This is a genomic window from Borborobacter xinjiangensis (assembly GCF_047739745.1).
Classification (GTDB): domain Bacteria; phylum Pseudomonadota; class Alphaproteobacteria; order Rhizobiales; family Rhizobiaceae; genus Pseudaminobacter.
Window position 1 is genome coordinate 1 of the sequence record NZ_JBLLVA010000024.1, and the last position, 18,570, is coordinate 18,570.

Here is an 18,570-nt window from a genome sequence, read left to right on the forward strand (position 1 = left end):
TACGGTGTCGGCGGACGCCGCGACACGCGGCTCGTTCGTTTCGATCTCACGCGGAATGAAAATCGTTTGCCGCACCGCATGCCCCCCCATTGGCTGAGACTTGACTGGACGCGGAGAACCCCGCGACAGCTAAGGAATTTTATCAGGTAATGTGCGTCGGCAATCCGCGGATCAGATAGCCGACAACGCCGCAGATCACCAAAAACAGGACCGTCGCTGAGATGAAGCCGGCACTGGTGAAGAAACCGAACGCCATGGCGATCAGAAGCGCCACGCAAACGAGCGTGCCATATTTGGACAACGTGATAAACAGAGCATAAGTGCGCTCGTGCTCGGAATAGTCCATGTCGGCGCCCATTTCCACTGGACCGCTCGGCATATGATCAGCCATCGAGATTCCCTCCGAAAACTTTCTCAGCGCACATAGCGAAAAGCAACGCGGAGGGCAATGGACAGGACGCCGCAACGTCAGCAAGGTCCTGAAATCTAAATTCGTTTCACATAATGAAAATCAGCTTCATTCCATGAAACAACGAAGCGCGTTCAAGCGAGCCAGCGCTTGCGCCGCTTGTAATGCTTGACGTTCTTGAACGACTTTCGGCCCTCGCCGCCGACGCCGAGATAGAACTCCTTGACGTCCTCGTTTTCGCGCAGCGCCTGGGCCTCACCATCGAGCACGATGCGTCCTGATTCCAGGATATAGCCGTATTTGGCGTAGCGAAGCGCCACATTGGTGTTCTGCTCGGCAAGCAGGAAGGACACGCCCTGATCGACATTGAGCTTCTTCACGATCTCGAAGATTTCCTCGACCAGTTGCGGCGCAAGTCCCATCGAAGGCTCATCCAGCAGGATCATCCTGGGCCGCGACATCAGCGCGCGACCGATCGCCGTCATCTGCTGCTCGCCGCCTGACGTATAGCCTGCAAGGCTTGTGCGTCTTACCTTGAGGCGCGGAAAATATTCATAGACCAGTTCGAGATCGGCGCGGATGGCGGCGGCACCATCGCGCCGGGTGAAGGCACCAGACATCAGATTGTCTTCGATCGACAGATGGCCGAAGCAATGTCGCCCTTCCATGACCTGGATGCAGCCGCGCCGCACCAACTGGTTGGGCGACAGCGCCTGCACCTGTTCTCCCCCGAAGACGATGCTGCCCTTCGTCACCTCGCCGCGCTCGGCGCGCAGCAGGTTGGAGATCGCCTTCAGCGTCGTCGTCTTGCCCGCGCCGTTGGCGCCCAGAAGCGCGGTGATGCCGCCCTTCGGCACCGACAGCGAAACGCCTTTCAGGACCAGGATGACGTGATCGTAGATCACCTCGATATTGTTGACCGAAAGGATCGGAGATGCGGTTTCGAGCTCGGATGCTGTGGCGGTCATGGCAGTGTTCTAAGCCCTTGCTGAGTTGTGCCGACGACGCGGCAGCGATCCTTCTCCCCGTTGACGGGGGGGGAAGATGCCGGCAGACAGATGAGGGGCGGCGCTGACATTGCAACCTTGGCGTTGCCCCTCATCCGGCTCTTCGAGCTACCTTCTCCCCGTAAACAGGGAGAAGGAAGAAGCGCTACATCTTGCACTCTTCGTTGATCGGCCAGGGCGCATTGGCATCGGCATATTTCTTCGCCTCGACCTCGACCAGCGGCTGGATCATCTCCTGATCGGCGCTGAGCAGTTCGGAGACCTTGGTGAACTTGGCGCCGTCCCATTGCAGCATCCAGGCCCCGGCGTGGCCCGCATGGTTGGCGCATGACGTCGAGAATGGACCGACCATGCCGCTCATGCCGATTTCGGCAAGCCGGGCCTCGTCGAGCTTCAGGTTCTCAAGCCCCCAGCGAAGCTGCTCGGCATTGATAACCTTGGTGTCGAAATGCTCCTGCGCGGCCCTTATGCCTTCGACCACGATCATCGAGATCACCACGCCGCGTTGATAGAAGACATAGTCGAACTCGGACGGGTCGAGCATCGACTTGCCGGCGTCGAGGACATATTTCTTGATGTCCTGCATGGTCTGCGAGCCGGATTCCGGGAAGCTCCAGGAAAGCGAGCGATAGCCCTTGCCGGCTTCACCCAGTGCCTTGAGGTCTGCGTCGCTGCCCGACCACCAAATGCCGACGAACTTGTCCATCGGGAACTTCGTCTTGGCAGCCTCCGTCAGCGCACCGGCATTCATCGCCCCCCATCCCCACATCAGCACGAAGTCTGGCCGTTCGCGGCGGATCTGCAGCCACTGGGCCGACTGGTTCTGCATTTCCTTCACCCCGACCGGGATCGGCAGCAGCGTGAAGCCGTATTTGTCGGCATAGGCCTGGAGCAGCGGGATCGGCTCCTTGCCATAGGGCGCATCGAGATGCAGCAGCACGATCTTCTTGCCCTTGAGACTGTCGAGATTGCCTTCCGAGATGTTCTTCAGGATCATCGAGGCGCCGTCCCAATAGGAAGCCGGCGGGTTGAACGCCCACTGGAACACCCTGCCGTCGGCCATCGGCGAGAAGCCATAGCCGGGCGCCAGGATCGGCACCTTGTCGACGTTCGATTTAGGGAGAACCTGAAGCGTGATGCCGGTCGACCAGGGCTGCGTCACGATGCTGGACGCCTTGGTCTTTTCGTAGCATTCGGCGCCTTTCTCGGTGTTGTAACCGGTTTCGCACTCGTTGTAGTTGATCTTGACGCCATTCACGCCGCCATCGCGCTCATTGAGCATGATCATATAGTCGCGCTGCCCGTTCATGATCGGCGTGCCGGTCGCCGCGAACGGGCCGGTCCTGTAAGACATGTTGGTCACCGTGACCGCATCCTCGGCCATGGCGCCGGGCACGCCGCCGAGCGCCAGCGCCGCCGAAAGCAAGGCCGACTTCATCAGAGCTTTCTTCATTCCTTTTCCTCCACCTAGGTCGTAGTGACGACTTAACGACTGGCTGCCCGCTTCAATGCGGGAACGGCCATATGATGAGCTTCTCGCGCGCAATCGCCCACAGCCTCGCCAGCCCGTGCGGCTCGAGAATGAGAAAGCCGATGATGACGGCTCCCACGATCATCGTGTTGAGATGCTCGACCAGCGCCGGCTCGAGCGGCAGGCCGAGCGCGCGCGGCACGATGCTGAGCAAGACCGGCAGCGCCACGATCAGGATCGCGCCGAGATAGTTGCCGAGGATCGAACCCATGCCGCCGATGATGACGATGAAAAGCACGCGAAACGACAACGGAATGTCGAACAGCACCGGCTCGGCCGCGCCCCGCCACAGGAACACGAACAGCGCACCCGAAACCCCGACGATGTAGGAGGAGACGGCAAAGGCCGAAAGCTTGGCCTTCATCAGGTTGATGCCGACGAGCTCGGCGGCGATATCCATGTCGCGCACCGATTTCCAGATACGCCCAATGCGCCCGCGTGTGATGTTGATCGAAAACCAGGTGATCAGACAGACCACCAGCAACACGAAGTAATACTGCACGATGGCCGTCGCATTGGGGCCGACCACGGGCACCCCGAACATGGTGATGGTCGGCACCTGGATCGCCCCGGACGAATTGTAATTGTATAGCCATGCCCATTTTTCGAACAGCCAGACCAGAAAGAACTGCGCGGCAAGCGTGGCGATGGCGAGATAAAACCCCTTGATACGCAGCGACGGCAGCCCGAAGACGACGCCCACGGCGGCGGCAAAAAACCCCGACAGCCCGATCGCGATCAGGATGTTCATTTCCGGGAAGATCGTGATCAGCTTGTAGCAGGCATAGGCGCCGACCCCCATGAAGGCGCCGGTGCCGAGCGACAACTGGCCGGCATAGCCGGTCAGAATGTTGAGGCCGAGCGCCGCCAAAGCATAGATCAGCACCGGGATCAGCAGCGCCTTGAAGATGAACTCGTTGGCCGTGGCCGGCAGAACCACGAAGGCAAGAACCAGGATGAAACCCAGGAGCCAGGCATCCTGCTTGACCGGAAACAGCGCGTGATCGGCGCGATAGGACGTCTTGAACTGGCCAACCGTGCGGTAGAGCATCAGGTCACACCCGCTCGATGATCTTTTCGCCGAACAGACCCTGCGGCCGGAACAGGAGCACCAGCAGGGCAAGCACGAAGGCGAACCAGGTTTCGGTGTTGCCGCCGAGCAGCGGCTGGCCCCAATAGATTTCGAACAGCTTTTCCAGGATGCCGATTGCCAGCCCGCCGACGATCGCCCCGGTCACCGATTCCAGCCCGCCGAGCATCAGAACCGGGAGCGCCTTGTAGGCGATGACTTCGAGTGCGAACGAGACGCCGGCGCGCGCGCCCCAGGCAATGCCGGTGGCCAGCGCAATGACGCCGGCGATGAACCACACCAGCACCCAGATGGTCGAAAGCGAAATGCCGACCGAAAGGGCGGCTTGATGGTCATCGCCGAGCGCGCGGATGGCGCGACCCATCCGCGACTTGTTGAGAAAGAGCAGCAGGCCGGCGACCAGAAGCCCGGCGCCGATCACCGCCGTGAGGTCCTTCTGCTCGATGGAAACAAAGCCGCCGAACGGCTCGAACTCGAAGCTCCCGGTTGGGATATACAGTTGCTCGGTGATCATCATCTTGTTTTCGCCGCCGAAGATGATCTCGCCGAAGCCGATCAGGAACAGCGTGATGCCGATGGTGGCCATGAACAGGATCAGGTCGGGCTGGTTGACCAGCGGCCGCAGCACCGCCCGCTCGATTGTCACGGCAAGCAGGAACATGACCACAAGAGTCAGTGGCACAGCCAGTAGCGCCGGCACGCCGGCTTCGTAGATGGCGATCAACGTCAACGCCGCAAATACCACCATGATGCCCTGCGCGAAGTTGAAGATGCGCGAGGATTTGTAGATCAGCACGAAGCCGAGGGCGATCAGCGCATAGAGCACGCCCGCGACGAGCCCTTCCCACAGCACCTGAAGCAGGAAATCCGGGGCGCCCGCCATATCGGCGAACGGCTTGACCAGAATGGAGTTCAGAAATTCCATCAACAGTTTCCCCCGATAGCCAATATCTGCCCATCACCCCCCTCTGGCCTGCCGGCCATCACCCCCTCAAGGGGGGAGATTACGTCGATAAGCCAGAGGGGAATGACCAAGGGCGCGAACATCGATTTCCACCCTATCCTGCGAGTTGCGGGAACAGGCCGACCAAGCCGACGAGGATGAGATAAAGGGCGACGATGTAGTTGAGCAGCCGCGGCATCACCAGGATCAGCACGCCCGCGATCAATGCGATGAGCGGCGTAAGCGTGAGGGCCGAAATGGTCATGTCGAGTTCCTTTCAATGCGCGACGCCGAGATAGGCATCGATGACGTTCTGGTTGGACTTGACGACATCGGGCGTGCCGTCGGCAATCTTCTTGCCGTAGTCCAGAACGACGACCCGATCGGAAAGGTCCATGACGACGCCCATATCGTGCTCGATCAGCGCGATGGTGGTGCCACGCTGGCGGTTCACGTCGACGATGAAGCGGCTCATGTCCTCCTTCTCTTCCAGGTTCATGCCGGCCATCGGCTCGTCCAGCAGCAGCAGCGACGGCTCCATGGCCAGCGCCCGGCCAAGCTCGACGCGTTTTTGCAAGCCGTAGGGCAAGCGGCCGACCGGCGTGCGCCGGATATGCTCGATTTCGAGGAAGTCGATGATCTCCTCGACCTTCTCGCGGTGCTCGATCTCCTCGCGCAGCGCCGGCCCGTGCCACAGCATCTGCCAGAACATGTTGCGCTTCATCATCACCGAACGTCCGGCCATGATGTTGTCGAGCGTCGACATGCCCTTGAACAGGGCGACATTCTGGAAGGTTCTGGCAATGCCCTGCCGGACGGCGTGGTGAGGCTTCATCGCACGCCGCTCGTCGCCGCGAAATACGATGGTGCCCTTTTGCGGTGTGTAGAAGCCGTTGATGACGTTGAGCATCGAGGTCTTGCCGGCGCCGTTCGGCCCGATGATGGCGCGTATCTCACCCTTCCTGACGTCGAAGGAGATGTCGGTGATCGCCTTGACCCCACCGAAGGAGAGCGAAACGTTGCGTACATCCATCAGGAGATCGCCGGGCGCGATCCCGTCATCTGGCGCCGCAACGACCAGCGGCTCGGGATGCGGGTTCATTCGGCCGCCTCCCTGACCGGCTGCGCGAGGGCATGGATTTTGGCATCCATGATGCGCACCGTGGCGCGGACCGTTCCCTTGCGCCCGTCCTCATAGGTCATTTCGGTCTCGATATATTGCTCGGTAGAGCCATCGTAGAGCGCGGTAACCAGCGGCGCATAGCGCTCGGCAACGAAGGCGCGGCGCACTTTCAGCGTGCGAGTCAGTTCGCCGTCGTCGGCGTCAAGTTCCTTGTGGAGCACAAGGAAGCGCCGGATCTGCGCGCCTGCCATCATCGGCTCCTTCGACAGGCGGAGATTGGTCTCGTCGACATGCCCGGCGATGATCTTGTAGACCTCGGGATGACCCGCCAGTTCCTGATAGGAAGCATAGGCGATATTGTTGCGCTCGGCCCAGTTGCCGACCGCCTGCAGATCGATGTTCACGAACACCGCGACAAAATCGCGTCCATTGCCGAAGGCGACGGCTTCCTTGATGTTGGGAAAGAATTTCAGCGTGTTCTCGATGTATTTCGGCGCAAACAGCGCGCCGTTGACGAGTCTGCCGACATCCTTGGCGCGGTCGATGATCTTGAGTTGGCCGTCCTTGTCGAAGAAGCCGGCATCCCCGGTCTTGACATAGCCGTCCTCGGTCAGCGTCTCGGCAGTGGTCTCCTCCTGCCTGAAATAGCCCGAGAACATGCCCGGTGAACGGAACTGCACTTCACCGGCATCGGTGATACGGATATCGACATTGGGCAGTGCCGGCCCGACCGCATCGGCGCGCACATGGCCGTCTTTTTGCGCCGTGACATAGAGAAACGCTTCGGTCTGCCCGTAAAGCTGCTTGAGATTGATGCCGAGCGAGCGGAAGAACGAGAACAGGTCCTCGCCGATCGCCTCACCCGCCGTATAGGCCACGCGGATATTCGACATGCCGAGCGTGTTGCGCAGCGGGCCATAGATGAAGAAGCGGCCAAGCGCATAGGAAAGTCTTGCCGCCAGCGGCACCGGCCGCCCCTCGAGGATCGCTTCGCCATAACGGCGCGCCACCCCGACATAGTGCGAGAACAGCTTTCGCTTCAGCCAGCCGGCATCTTCCATGCGAATGGTGACGCTGGTCAACAGGCTCTCGAAGATGCGCGGCGGCGCAAAATAGAAGGTCGGACCGATCTCTCGCAAATCCTGCGCGACCGTTTCGGAGCTTTCCGGGCAGCACATGCAGAAACCGGATACATAGGCCTGGGCATAGTTGAGATAGTGGTCGCCAACCCAGGCCAGCGGCAGATAGGCAAGCACGCTGTCCTTCTCGGTCAGCTTGTCGAACTCCACGGTGTCGCGTGCCGCCTGGACCGCGTTGGCCGCCTTGATCATCACGCCCTTGGAGCGGCCGGTGGTGCCCGACGTGTAAAGCATGACCGAGATGTCGTCGCTGCTGGCTTCACGGATGGCCGCCTCCCAGCGGCCAGCGAGGCCCGGATCGGCTTTCATCAGCGCTTCGGCCTTCGCCTGTACGGCAGCAAAGTCGTGAAGCCCCTTGGGACTGTAGTCGCCAAGTCCGCGCGGCTCGTCGTAGATGATATCGGTAAGCAGCGGGATCTTGTCGGCGAAGGACTGGATCTTGTCGACCTGTTCCTGATCCTGCACCACGGCAAAGCGCACGCCCGAATGGTCAAGCACATATGCCATCTCTTCCGCCACCGCGTCGGCATAGACCGGCACCGGCACCGCACCCAGCGATTGGGCGGCGGCGAAACTCCAGTAGAGGCGCGGACGGTTGGCGCCGATCACCGCGATACGGTCGCCATGTTTCAGGCCGAGCGCTTGAAGACCGAGCGCGAAAGCGCGAATCTCGTCGAGTTGCTGGCTCCAGGTCCAGCTTTGCCAGATGCCATAGTCCTTGTGGCGCATGGCCGGCCGGTCACCGAAGCGCTGCGCGTTGAAAAGCAGGTATTTCGGAAAAGTATCGAGTGTCATGTCGGCGGCAGGGGCCGTCGCAAGCATGATCATGCTCCTCCCATCCGCATTCCCGCGTTCGCACCCATCATTGCACCAACCGATGCGGCGGCAAATCCCCAATCGGCCGCTGGCATGAAGTCAGGCTATTATCGAATCGCACGAACGATCAATGCGTCCCTTGACAGACAGGCCGGCAGATTGTCTTTTGAATGGGCGCTGCGTCTGGTCCTAGACCCGCAGCTTCTCAGTCACCATATTCGCCGAGCTTTTCAACGTCCGCGACGATGATGCGGCCATGCTCGCTGCTGATCAGCCGTTCCTGCTCCAGTTCCTGAAGGCAGCGATTGACCGCCGGACGCGAAAGCCTGGCCAGCAGCGCAAGCTCCTCCTGCGTGATCTCGATCACCGAGTTGACATGCGGATTGAGCACCGGATTGCACAGCCATGCCAGATTGCGGGCCACCCGCGCCTTCGGATCGAGCAGGTGTTCATATTCGGTGGAGGCGATGAATTGAGCCAGGCGCTCATTGAGCTGACGCACCAGGAAGCGGTTGAACCCGACGCTGTTCTCGTAGAGCCAGAAGAAGGTCGACCTGTTCATCATCAGAAGATGCGTGTCGCGTAGCGCCACCAGATCGTATTTGCGCGCCTCGTCCTTCAGCACCGAACCTTCGCCGAACCAACCGCCGGCGCCGATCAAAGGTTATCGGTTTGCCGCTGCGAGCGATCGCGCTCATCTTGATCAGGCCGGTGACGATGCCTGTCCAATAATCGAGCCGGTCGCCGCGATGGCAAAGATAACTGCCCTTGGTGAAATGCCTTTCAGAAACCCCGCGCTGCGCCTGCTCGATCTCCTCGGCAGTGAGTTCCCGGGCCCAGACCGTTTCCTGGACAAGATCGTTCCTGTTGTTCATCGATCCCCTGTGACGCTGGCAGCCGTCCGGAATTTATGGACAAGCGGTCCGGCCGTGACAAGGCAAGGTCGGTACCCTCGCCTGCCGGCTCAAGCGGCGTTGCTCAGATATTTCGCCGTCGGCAGAACCGTGAGCGGAGGCAACTCGCCGTCCTTGGGCTTCGAAAACAGCATACGCTGCTCCAGCGCTGTCGATTTGAAGAAGGGATAACGTGAGAAGGAGCGCTCGCGAATGGCGCTGACATCTGCCCTGTAGAGAACGACCTGGTAGTTCAAGCCGGGATAGGCGCGCATTTCGCCGATCTGCTTGGAACAGTATATGCGCTTGTAGAAGCCGGCATGCTCCTCGCGGATTGTCGACAGGCAGTAGGGCGCCTGGAAATAGAAGCAGGCCATGCCCGCCAGACGCAAGGTCAGATAAGGGATTTGCGGGAACACCCGCGACCATTCGAGGTCGGCGGCAAATCGGCTCGGATCGATGAAGGTCGCTCCCGATGCCAGCATCGGCCGCAGCACGTCGCCATAGACGGTGTTGGAGGGAGAGTGCGGAGTGGCACTGCAGACATGGTGTATGCGCAGCGTGCTGACCAGGTGACCGTCGATATAGATGCCGAATTTGTAGCAATTCGGGGCTTCGTCGAGATCGTCGTGAATGATCTGATTGGCGCTTTCCGACACCATGTCGGTCATCCGATAGGACTTGTATCGCAAGCGGTAGATGTCTTCGAGGTCTTCCCCCTTGTCGCAGCGCCGATATTCGGTTCGCTCCAACAACGCCGACACGTTTTGCGCAAAACGCGATACTTCCGGCGCGTCCTCTTCTTCCGTGCCGCGCCTTTCGCTGGCGCTCGCCCGCTCGGATGTCATGATTGTCCCCGTCCTCACCACCAGTGAAACTAGCCTCGGTCGATAATAAGTAAAGTTGAAACTACCGATAAAGTTATTTACCAAGCATTAAGGTTAACGAACAAAAGCGTGGCGGCTCGGGCCGAAACCGTGCCGTTCAGGTCGACAGGGCGCGCTCGGCCGCCTTGATGTCCTTGGCGAAGGGCCAGACCGTGCTCGACATCGTCTCGATGCCCGATGCGGTAAGCGCCGAGCCGAACAGGAAACCCTGAACGAGATCGGGCTTCACCTGAAGCGCCAGGATCTTGAGCTGCTCGAATGTCTCGACGCCTTCGACGGTGATCGAAAGGCCCAGCGGGCGCGACAGATTGACGATGCCTTTCAGCAGTTCGAGCGAACGCGAATTCTGCGCCATGTCGATCAGGAAGCTGCGGTCGATCTTGATCTTGTCGAGCGGAAGCTTGTGGAGATAGCTGAGGCTCGAATAGCCGGTGCCGAAATCGTCGAGCGCAATGCGTACGCCGAGTTGCTTTATTTCCTCGATATACTGGCGCGTCAGCGATTTGTCGTCGAGAAGGGCCGTCTCCGTCACCTCGATCTCCAGCCGGTGTGCGGCAAGGCCGGAAAGGGTGAGCGCGTCTCGCACCTTCGACACGACGTCGTAATGCCGGAAATCCTTGGCCGAAAGATTGACCGAGACGGTGATCTGCTCGGGCCATCCGGCACACTGCTCGCAGGCCGCCTGCAGCACGAAGGTGCTGATTTCCGAGATGATGCCCATCTCCTCGGCCAGCGGAATGAAGACCCCAGGTGAGATCGGGCCGAGATCGGGGTGATCCCAACGGCAAAGCGCCTCGCAGCTCGCAATCCGCATCGTCTCCATCGCCACGATCGGCTGGAAGACCACGCGCAGGCCTTTCGATTCCACGGCGCTGCGAAGATCGACCTTCAGGAGCTGTTTCGTGCGGAATGCCGCATCCATGGCCGATTCAAACAGCCGCCAGCCGTTCTTGCCCAGCTCCTTGGCCTTGTACAAGGCCAGATCGGCCTTGACGATCATGGCGTCGACATCGGTTTCCTTGACCCGCGACAGCACCGCGCCGCCGCTCGCCTGGATGCGCAGCGCGTGGCCGGCGACATCGACGTCGCCCTGCAGGCAGGCAAAAATCCGGTCGAGCATGCCGGCGAGATGGCTTTCGTCCTCGACGTTATCGAAGTAGATCATGAATTCATCGCCACCGAAGCGGCTGATCTTGACGTTCTCGCTGACGATATCCGTGAGCTTCTCCGCCACGGCATAGATCAGCCCGTCTCCGACAGGATGGCCGAGCGTGTCGTTGACGCTCTTGAAATCGTCGAGGTCGAGCACCGCCAGGCCACACAGCCTTTCAGGGTCACCTACTGCCATGAATTCACAGACCGTCTCGTGGAAATAGGCGCGGTTGGGCAATCCGGTCAGATTGTCGTAGCGCGCCATGAAACGGATTTTCTCTTCCGCCTCGACGCGCTGCGTCACATCTTCGAACGTGATCACTCCAAGATCCTGGCTGCCTTCCCGAGCCGAGAATTCATAGTGCTGGCCATTTGAGAAGGAGACCAGCACTTTGCGGTTGCGTCCCTCGCGCAGCGCGCGCGTCAACTGCCCCTCGACGTAACGCGATTCCTTGGCGGCAAGCATGCCGCCTGCAACGCTGCGCTTGAGAAGCGAGTGGATCGTGCGCCCAAGCAGCGCGTCCGGCGACTTCAACGACATCAGGTGCGCGGCCTCCGCATTGGCCACAAGAACCCGCCCGTCCGGCCCGAGCATCACCAGCCCGTGCGACATGGTGTTCAAGGCACGGTTGAAGCGCTGGGCAAGGTTGTTGGCCTTCTTCTGCTCCGACAGTGCGGCAAACAGAACTTCCCGGACCATGTCTGCGAAGCGCTTGATGGCGAACAGAAAGGGAGCGGAAAGCAGGCCAAGGATAACGTGGTAGATATCGCCGCGCAGGATGAAGCCGAGCGAGATCGGCCAGGTCATGCTCAGGATGAAGATCATCACCATGCGCGGCGAGCCATAATTTCGTCCGGCGATCGATGTCGCCGATGCGAGCGTCACGCAAACCGCCGCGATCTCGGCGAAATTGTCATGGGCGAAATAAATGCCGAAAAAGCAGAAAGTGCCCAGCATGAAGCCGTGCAACGAGCCGTAGAGAATATAGTCGTTCTCGCGGCGGCGGGCTTCCTCGCGGTCGACCGGCGGGGCGGCGCGTCTATATTTGCGGATGTTGTGCAGGCGGGCCGCGCCAACCAGAACCATGCCGGTGGCCAGCAAGATGTAGGCGGGGTCCCCGGTCTTCCAATAGACGAGCACGATCAGCAGCGTCTGGGCTATCAGACCTATCGAAAGCGTCAGACCGTCACGGAAAAGGGTTTCCACGAACGGAATATAGACGTCGACCGGAATCTCGTTTCTTCGTCTGTTCACTGTTGAGGCCCGTCCAGCGCAGCAGAAAATGGCATAGCCACCTTAAAAAAGGCTTATGGGCAGCGCGCGGCCCGTATGAGACAAAGGGTGAGGCATGGCTTGGCCGTCAAGCCGCATGACGGGAACCCTCATTCGGCCGCCTGAAGGATGGTTCTGTTTGCCGTTCCGTTCAGGCGCTCCAGCAGCCGGGTACGCTCGCCGGCGGCCCTCGCCACGCTCGCATCCTTCACGTGACCGAAGCCGCGGATAAGCTCCGGCACCGATGCAAGCGCGGCGGCCGCCTCGATCCTCCCCGCATCCAACGAATTACGGATAAGCTCGAGATCGCTTTCATATTGTGCAAGCAGGCCGCGTTCCATGCGCCGCTCTTGGGTGTAACCGAAGGGATCGAAAACCGTGCCGCGCAACCGCTTCATGGCAGCCAGGAAACGAAAACCCCTGAGCATCCACGGACCGAAACTCGACTTTCGCGGTTTTCCATCCGCCCCGCGTCGGCCGAGGATCGGCGGCGCCAGATGAAATTCCAGCCTGTCGTAATCCTCGAACTGCTCCCTCAACCGGCTCAGGAACGAACCGTCCGAATAGAGCCGAGCGACCTCATATTCGTCCTTGACCGCCATCAGCCTGAACAAATTTCTCGCCGCAGCCTCCGTGACCACGGTCGAGCCCGCCACCGCGTCGCCTTCTGCCTGTCTGATGTCGGCGATACGTTCGCTGTAGCGGCGCGCATAAGCGGCGTTCTGATAGGCTGTCAGAAACTCCGCCCGCCGGGCGATTATATCGTCCAGCGTGCGCGCGATCTTGACGTCCGACGGCCGCTCCGGCCGCTCGACAAGTGCGCGCACGAATTCGGGCTCATGCGCGGCACGGCGGCCCCAACGGAATGCGGCGATGTTCATGGCCACCGCCTGGCCGTTCAACTCGATGGCTCTCTCGATCGCCTCGGCCGTAAGCGGCAATCCGCCATGTTGGTAACCGAAGCCCAGCATGAACATGTTGGCGCCGAGCGAACTGCCGAACAGAGCCGTGGTGGTGCGCGTGGCGTCGAAGAAATGCGCGTGATCGTCGCCGGCGGCTTCACGAACAGCCTTCTTCAGCCGTTCGACCGGCAGCGAAAAATCCGCCGAGCGGGCGAACTCGCCGGGCATGATCTCGGCCGTGTTGACGACGAAGACGGTGTGGTTCTGCCGCACTGCGGCAAGCACCTTGCCCGCGCCGGAAACCACCAGATCGCAGCCGAGCACGAGGTCTGCCTTGCCGGCCGAAACCCGAATGGCGTGGATGTCCTCAGGCCGTGCGGCGATGCGCACATGGGTGAAGACCGAGCCACCCTTCTGCGCCAGCCCGGCCATGTCGATCATGCCGCAGCCCTTGCCCTCAAGATGGGCCGCCATGCCAAGGATGGCGCCGACGGTGACCACACCGGTTCCGCCTACGCCGTTGATGATGGAAGACCAACCCTTCCCGATTGGCGCCGACCGGGGCTCCGGCACGCCCTCCAGCGGATCGGCCTTGCCGGCGATACCTTCGGCCTTGCGTATCCTGGCGCCATGCACCGTCACGAAGGATGGGCAAAAGCCGTTGACGCAGGAAAAATCCTTGTTGCAGCCCGATTGATCGATCTTGCGCTTGCGGCCGAACTCCGTCTCGACCGGCTGGATGGAGACGCAGTTGGACTGCACGCCGCAGTCGCCGCAACCTTCGCAGACCAGCTCGTTGATGAAGACGCGCTTGTCGGGATCGGGAAACGCGCCGCGTTTGCGCCGCCGTCGCTTTTCGGCGGCGCAGGTCTGGTCGTAGAGCAGCACCGAAACGCCCTTGACCTCACGCAGCTCGCGCTGGACCTGATCGAGCTCGTCGCGGTGATGGATGGTCGCGCCCGCGGGAAACTCCGCCACGCCGCCATATTTTTCCGGCTCGTCGGTGACGATCGCGATGCGCCGTACGCCCTCGGCGTGCACTTGCCTGGCGATCATGTCCACGGTGAGGTTTCCCTCATGCGGCTGGCCGCCGGTCATGGCGACCGCATCGTTGTAGAGGATCTTGTAGGTTATGTTGGCTCCCGAGGCCAAGGCGAAGCGGATCGCCAGCACGCCGGAATGATTGTAGGTGCCATCGCCGAGGTTCTGGAAGATATGCTCCCGCTTCGAAAACGGCGCCTGCCCGATCCACTGCGCCCCCTCCCCGCCCATGGCGGTGAAGCCGATAGTCGAGCGATCCATCCATAGCGCCATGAAGTGGCAGCCGATGCCGGCGGCTGCAATCGATCCGTCCGGCACTCGCGTTGATGAATTGTGCGGACAGCCCGAACAGAAGAAGGGCGTTCGCGAAGCGACGTCGGTAGTCGTGGCAAGCATCGCCTGGAATTGTCTGAGCCGGCTGACATGGCCGGCTATTTCCTCCGAAGGGCCGATGACCTTCAGAATGCGTTCGCCGAGCGCGATGGCGATGTCGTTGGGGTCGAGCGAGCCTTTGGCCGGAAACAGCCAGCCGCCGCGCTCGTCTTTCTTGCCGACGATCGAAGGCTGCATGGCGGTGCCGTAGAGATTTTCGCGCAACTGCACCTCTATGAGCGAGCGCTTTTCCTCCACGACGATGACCATTTCGAGCCCGCGCACGAAATCGGCGACATGTTCGAAATCGAGCGGCCAGGGACAGGCTATCTTGAACAGTCTGACGCCGATCTCGTTGGCGCGCCTTTCGTCGATGCCGATGTCGTCGAGCGCCTGACGCACGTCGAGATAGCTCTTGCCGACGCTGATGATGCCGATTCTGGCGTTTCGGCCACCCGAATAGACGATGCGGTTGAGATTATTGGCGCGCACGAAGGCGCTGGCGGCGGCGCGCTTATACTCGTGCAGCCGCGCTTCCTGGCCGAGCATATCGATCTCGTGGCGGATGTTGAGCCCGCTTGGCGGCCTGTCGAATTCGGGCAGGACGATATCCAGCCGTTCGAGGGATGCATCCACCGATGCGGTCGATTCGATGTTGTCCTTCACGCATTTGATCGCCGTCCAGGTGCCGGAGAAGCGCGACATGGCATAGCCATAGAGCCCGTAGTCGATCAGTTCCTGGACGCCGGCGGGGTTGAGGATAGGCATCATGGTGTCGACGAACAGGAATTCCGTCGCATGCGCGTTGGTGGAGGATTCGGCCATGTGGTCGTCGCCCATCAGCGCAAGCACGCCGCCATGTTTCGACGAGCCGGCAAGATTGGCGTGGCGAAAGACGTCGCCGGAGCGGTCGACGCCCGGACCCTTGCCGTACCAGAGAGAAAACACCCCATCGTGCCGGCCTTCGCCGAGCAGCTCGGCCTGTTGCGAGCCCCAGCACGCCGTCGCCGCCAGCTCCTCGTTGAGCCCTGCCTGAAACACGATGTTCGACTGTTGCAGTTGCTGCTTGGCCCTCCACAACTGGAGATCGAGACCGCCGAGCGGCGAACCGCGGTAGCCGGAGACAAACCCTGCCGTATCGAGCCCGGCGCGCCGGTCGCGCTCGCGCTGCATCAGAAGCATGCGAACGATCGCCTGCGCACCGGAAAGGAATACGCGTTCCTTGGAGAGATCGAACTTGTCGTCGAGCGCGACGTCATGAAGCGTCATCGGGCAGTTCCTCCACGGCAACGATCAACGATTGGTTGATTCGGGCCAGCGTCAAGACAGGATAGCTTAATGTTGGCCTCCTTGCAGTCGAGGTCCAGTCTGACGCTTGGCCTGCAACGCTGCGGCCAGGCCTGCCCGCGGAAAATGCCCGCAAATGCGCCCAAACATCATGGACCATCGGCATCCATTGGCATAAGCCGTACCGGGTAGTGAGCCAACATGTGTTGACGCACACCTGCCTGTCGGAATACCGATTAAGCGCGGCAAGCTGGCGCAATCGGCAAAAGACCAGCGCGGGATATAATGGGAGGAATGCATGGCAGGGCTGATCGCTCTTTCCCGCCTCATCGACCGCGTGAATTCACTCATAGGCAGATGGGTATCCTGGATGATCCTGGCGGCCGTTCTGGTGAGCGCCGGGAATGCCGTCATCCGCAAGGTATTCAGCATGTCCTCCAACGCCTGGCTGGAACTGCAATGGTATCTGTTCGGCGCAGCCTTCCTGCTTGCCGCCGCCTACACGCTTCGGGAGAACGAGCACATAAGGGTCGACATCGTCTACGGCATGTTTTCCCGCCGCACCCAGCACTGGATCGATCTCTTCGGGCATGTCGTCTTCCTGATGCCGTTCGTCCTTCTGATGATCTTCTACCTCGTGCCTTACGTCGGCCTGTCCTACCGATCCGGAGAAATGTCGAACAATGCCGGCGGACTCATTCTGTGGCCGGCCAAGTCGCTGCTGCTGGTCGGCTTCGTCCTGCTCGGCGTCCAGGGAATCTCGGAGATCATCAAGAAGATCGCCATATTGCGCGGCGATATGGAGGATCCCAATCCCTTCGTCTCGGCCCATGAGATGGTGGAGATGGAAGCGGAAACTCTCGCCAAGGAAATCCGCCAGTGATCCATCTCATCGCCGAGAACATGGCCCCGATCATGTTCTGTTCGCTGGTCGTGTTCCTGCTGCTCGGCTATCCGGTGGCGTTTTCGCTGGCAGCGAACGGCCTGCTCTTCTTCTTCATCGGGGTCGAACTCGCCCCCTATTCCGGCAACGTGATCAATCTATCCTGGCCGCTGCTTTATGCGATGCCCGAACGACTATGGGGCGTCCTCTCAAACGAAACGCTGCTTGCCATTCCCTTCTTCACCTTCATGGGTATCGTCCTTGAGCGATCCGGCATGGCCGAGGACCTGCTCGACACGATCGGCCAGCTTTTCGGCCCCATCCGCGGCGGACTTGCCTATGCGGTGATCTTCGTCGGAGCGCTGCTTGCTGCCACGACCGGCGTGGTGGCAGCCTCGGTCATCGCCATGGGGCTGATCTCGCTGCCGATCATGCTGCGCTATGGCTACGATCGGAGCGTTGCATCGGGCGTCATCGCCGCGTCCGGCACGCTCGCCCAGATCATTCCACCGTCGCTGGTGCTGATCGTGCTTGCCGACCAGCTTGGCCGCTCGGTGGGTGACATGTATGCGGGCGCGCTGATTCCGGGCCTGGTGCTGACGCTGTTTTACGGCGCCTACATCCTGACCATGTCCATCATCCGCCCAGCCTCGATGCCCGCCCTGCCGCTGGAGGCGCGCACGCTGGGGCACGGCATCACGTCGCTCGTGGTGGCGCTGGCCGCGGCCGGGGCAATCGCCTACGCCGCCCATGTGCTCATGACGCCGACCGTGGGCGCAAACGCCGACATATGGGGCGCGACCGTCGGCATCATCGCCATCTACGCCTTCACCATCATCGACAGAGGCATGAATTTCGGCCTGATGTCGAAATTGGCCCAGCAGGTCATCATCGTCCTCATTCCGCCGCTGGCGCTGATCTTCCTGGTGCTCGGCACCATCTTCCTCGGCATCGCCACCCCCACCGAAGGCGGCGCCATGGGTGCGGTCGGCGCGCTGGTGATGGCCGCCGCCAAGGGCCGCCTGAACCTCGCAGTGATGCGCTCGGCGCTTGAGGCCACCACGCGCCTCTCCTCCTTCGTATTGTTCATCCTGATCGGCGCGCGGGTCTTTTCGCTGTCATTCTACGGCGTCAACGGCCACGTATGGGTGGAGCACCTGCTAACCTCGCTGCCCGGCGGCGAAGTCGGCTTCCTCATCGTGGTGAACCTGCTCGTCTTCTTCCTGGCTTTCTTCCTCGATTTCTTCGAACTGGCCTTCATCATCGTGCCGCTGCTGGCGCCCGCCGCCGAAACGCTGGGCATCGACCTGATCTGGTTCGGCGTCCTGCTTGGCGTCAACATGCAGACGAGCTTCATGCATCCGCCGTTCGGCTTCGCCCTCTTCTACCTGCGCTCGGTGGCGGCCAGGGTGCCTTATGTCGACAAGGTGATCGGCAAGAAGATCGCGCCGGTGACCACCGCACAGATCTATTGGGGCGCCGTTCCCTTCGTTGTCATTCAGGTCGTGATGGTCGGCGTCCTGATCTTTTTCCCGCAGATGGTCCTGCACTACAAGGGCAAGGTGGTCGACCCGAGCACAATCGACATCACCATCCCCGAACTGCCCGGCCTTGGCCTGCCGCCGCTGGGCGCCCCCGCGCCCGGCAACGGCGGAGCACCGGCGCCAACCACACCGCAGCCCCCGGCCAACGACCTGAGCAAGCCGCCGAGCTTCACAAGTCCGGAGCCGCAACCGCAGCAGCACCCTCCGGCCAACGATCTGTCGAAGCCACCCAGTTTCAACTGATAGGCAAGAAAAAACCCCGGAGTTCGGCTCCGGGG

General features: G+C 61.1%; 13 protein-coding genes and 1 pseudogene. 2 read left to right on the plus strand and 12 right to left on the minus strand.

The window, feature by feature from the left end; translation table 11 throughout:
* Nucleotides 1-142: 142 nt before the first annotated feature.
* The 12 genes and pseudogenes from ACLKMW_RS20550 to ACLKMW_RS20605 form a co-directional block, all read right to left on the minus strand.
* A complete protein-coding gene (locus ACLKMW_RS20550) occupies nt 143-391 on the minus strand; it encodes an aa3-type cytochrome c oxidase subunit IV (RefSeq protein ID WP_415726388.1) in 249 nt (82 codons plus the stop codon).
* 152 nt (nt 392-543) lie between these two features.
* Nucleotides 544-1,377: an ABC transporter ATP-binding protein gene (locus ACLKMW_RS20555; RefSeq protein ID WP_415726389.1), complete on the minus strand. Its 834-nt coding sequence runs from the start codon at nt 1,375-1,377 to the stop codon at nt 544-546.
* Between the two features lie 184 nt (nt 1,378-1,561).
* Nucleotides 1,562-2,869 carry an ABC transporter substrate-binding protein gene (locus ACLKMW_RS20560; RefSeq protein WP_415726390.1) on the minus strand — a complete coding sequence of 436 codons (1,308 nt, stop codon included), beginning with the start codon at nt 2,867-2,869 and terminating at the stop codon, nt 1,562-1,564.
* 52 nt (nt 2,870-2,921) lie between these two features.
* Nucleotides 2,922-3,998 carry a branched-chain amino acid ABC transporter permease gene (locus tag ACLKMW_RS20565; RefSeq protein WP_415726391.1) on the minus strand — a complete coding sequence of 359 codons (1,077 nt, stop codon included), beginning with the start codon at nt 3,996-3,998 and terminating at the stop codon, nt 2,922-2,924.
* A gap of 4 nt (nt 3,999-4,002) precedes the next feature.
* Complete coding sequence (locus ACLKMW_RS20570; protein WP_415726392.1) at nt 4,003-4,962, minus strand: branched-chain amino acid ABC transporter permease; 960 nt, start codon at nt 4,960-4,962, stop codon at nt 4,003-4,005.
* 133 nt (nt 4,963-5,095) lie between these two features.
* Nucleotides 5,096-5,245, minus strand: a complete 150-nt coding sequence (locus tag ACLKMW_RS20575) for a DUF3096 domain-containing protein (protein WP_415726393.1) — start codon at nt 5,243-5,245, stop codon at nt 5,096-5,098.
* A gap of 12 nt (nt 5,246-5,257) precedes the next feature.
* Complete coding sequence (locus ACLKMW_RS20580) at nt 5,258-6,082, minus strand: ABC transporter ATP-binding protein (RefSeq protein WP_415726394.1); 825 nt, start codon at nt 6,080-6,082, stop codon at nt 5,258-5,260.
* Nucleotides 6,079-8,064: an AMP-binding protein gene (locus ACLKMW_RS20585; RefSeq protein ID WP_415726395.1), complete on the minus strand. Its 1,986-nt coding sequence runs from the start codon at nt 8,062-8,064 to the stop codon at nt 6,079-6,081. The genes ACLKMW_RS20580 and ACLKMW_RS20585 overlap by 4 nt, the downstream gene beginning before the upstream one ends.
* A gap of 199 nt (nt 8,065-8,263) precedes the next feature.
* Nucleotides 8,264-8,933, minus strand: a pseudogene (locus ACLKMW_RS20590) (Crp/Fnr family transcriptional regulator).
* Nucleotides 8,934-9,022: 89 nt separating this feature from the next.
* Nucleotides 9,023-9,799, minus strand: coding sequence for an N-acyl amino acid synthase FeeM domain-containing protein (locus tag ACLKMW_RS20595; protein WP_415726396.1), 777 nt, complete (start codon nt 9,797-9,799; stop codon nt 9,023-9,025).
* Between the two features lie 136 nt (nt 9,800-9,935).
* The gene (locus ACLKMW_RS20600) at nt 9,936-12,245 is read right to left on the minus strand and encodes a putative bifunctional diguanylate cyclase/phosphodiesterase (RefSeq protein ID WP_415726397.1); all 2,310 of its coding nucleotides are present in this window, start codon (nt 12,243-12,245) and stop codon (nt 9,936-9,938) included.
* Between the two features lie 128 nt (nt 12,246-12,373).
* On the minus strand, nt 12,374-15,847 hold the full coding sequence (locus tag ACLKMW_RS20605; protein ID WP_415726398.1) for an indolepyruvate ferredoxin oxidoreductase family protein: 3,474 nt from the start codon (nt 15,845-15,847) through the stop codon (nt 12,374-12,376).
* A gap of 316 nt (nt 15,848-16,163) precedes the next feature.
* Here ACLKMW_RS20605 and ACLKMW_RS20610 point away from each other — a divergent pair, with 316 nt between their 5' ends.
* Together ACLKMW_RS20610 and ACLKMW_RS20615 are read left to right on the plus strand one after the other, a co-directional pair.
* Nucleotides 16,164-16,748 carry a TRAP transporter small permease subunit gene (locus ACLKMW_RS20610; RefSeq protein WP_415726399.1) on the plus strand — a complete coding sequence of 195 codons (585 nt, stop codon included), beginning with the start codon at nt 16,164-16,166 and terminating at the stop codon, nt 16,746-16,748.
* On the plus strand, nt 16,745-18,535 hold the full coding sequence (locus ACLKMW_RS20615) for a TRAP transporter large permease (RefSeq protein WP_458575177.1): 1,791 nt from the start codon (nt 16,745-16,747) through the stop codon (nt 18,533-18,535). Before ACLKMW_RS20610 ends, ACLKMW_RS20615 begins: the two co-directional genes overlap by 4 nt.
* Nucleotides 18,536-18,570 lie beyond the last annotated feature (35 nt).

Excerpts from the sequence above, each read along its gene's own strand:
- ACLKMW_RS20560 (WP_415726390.1), bottom strand. The coding sequence starts at position 2,869 with ATGAAGAAAGCTCTGATGAAGTCGGCCTTGCTTTCGGCGGCGCTGGCG.
- ACLKMW_RS20550 (WP_415726388.1), bottom strand. The coding sequence starts at position 391 with ATGGCTGATCATATGCCGAGCGGTCCAGTGGAAATGGGCGCCGACATG.
- ACLKMW_RS20605 (WP_415726398.1), bottom strand. The coding sequence starts at position 15,847 with ATGACGCTTCATGACGTCGCGCTCGACGACAAGTTCGATCTCTCCAAG.
- ACLKMW_RS20595 (WP_415726396.1), bottom strand. The coding sequence starts at position 9,799 with ATGACATCCGAGCGGGCGAGCGCCAGCGAAAGGCGCGGCACGGAAGAA.
- ACLKMW_RS20575 (WP_415726393.1), bottom strand. The coding sequence starts at position 5,245 with ATGACCATTTCGGCCCTCACGCTTACGCCGCTCATCGCATTGATCGCG.
- ACLKMW_RS20610 (WP_415726399.1), top strand. The coding sequence starts at position 16,164 with ATGGCAGGGCTGATCGCTCTTTCCCGCCTCATCGACCGCGTGAATTCA.
- ACLKMW_RS20565 (WP_415726391.1), bottom strand. The coding sequence starts at position 3,998 with ATGCTCTACCGCACGGTTGGCCAGTTCAAGACGTCCTATCGCGCCGAT.
- ACLKMW_RS20585 (WP_415726395.1), bottom strand. The coding sequence starts at position 8,064 with ATGCTTGCGACGGCCCCTGCCGCCGACATGACACTCGATACTTTTCCG.
- ACLKMW_RS20570 (WP_415726392.1), bottom strand. The coding sequence starts at position 4,962 with ATGGAATTTCTGAACTCCATTCTGGTCAAGCCGTTCGCCGATATGGCG.
- ACLKMW_RS20555 (WP_415726389.1), bottom strand. The coding sequence starts at position 1,377 with ATGACCGCCACAGCATCCGAGCTCGAAACCGCATCTCCGATCCTTTCG.
- ACLKMW_RS20580 (WP_415726394.1), bottom strand. The coding sequence starts at position 6,082 with ATGAACCCGCATCCCGAGCCGCTGGTCGTTGCGGCGCCAGATGACGGG.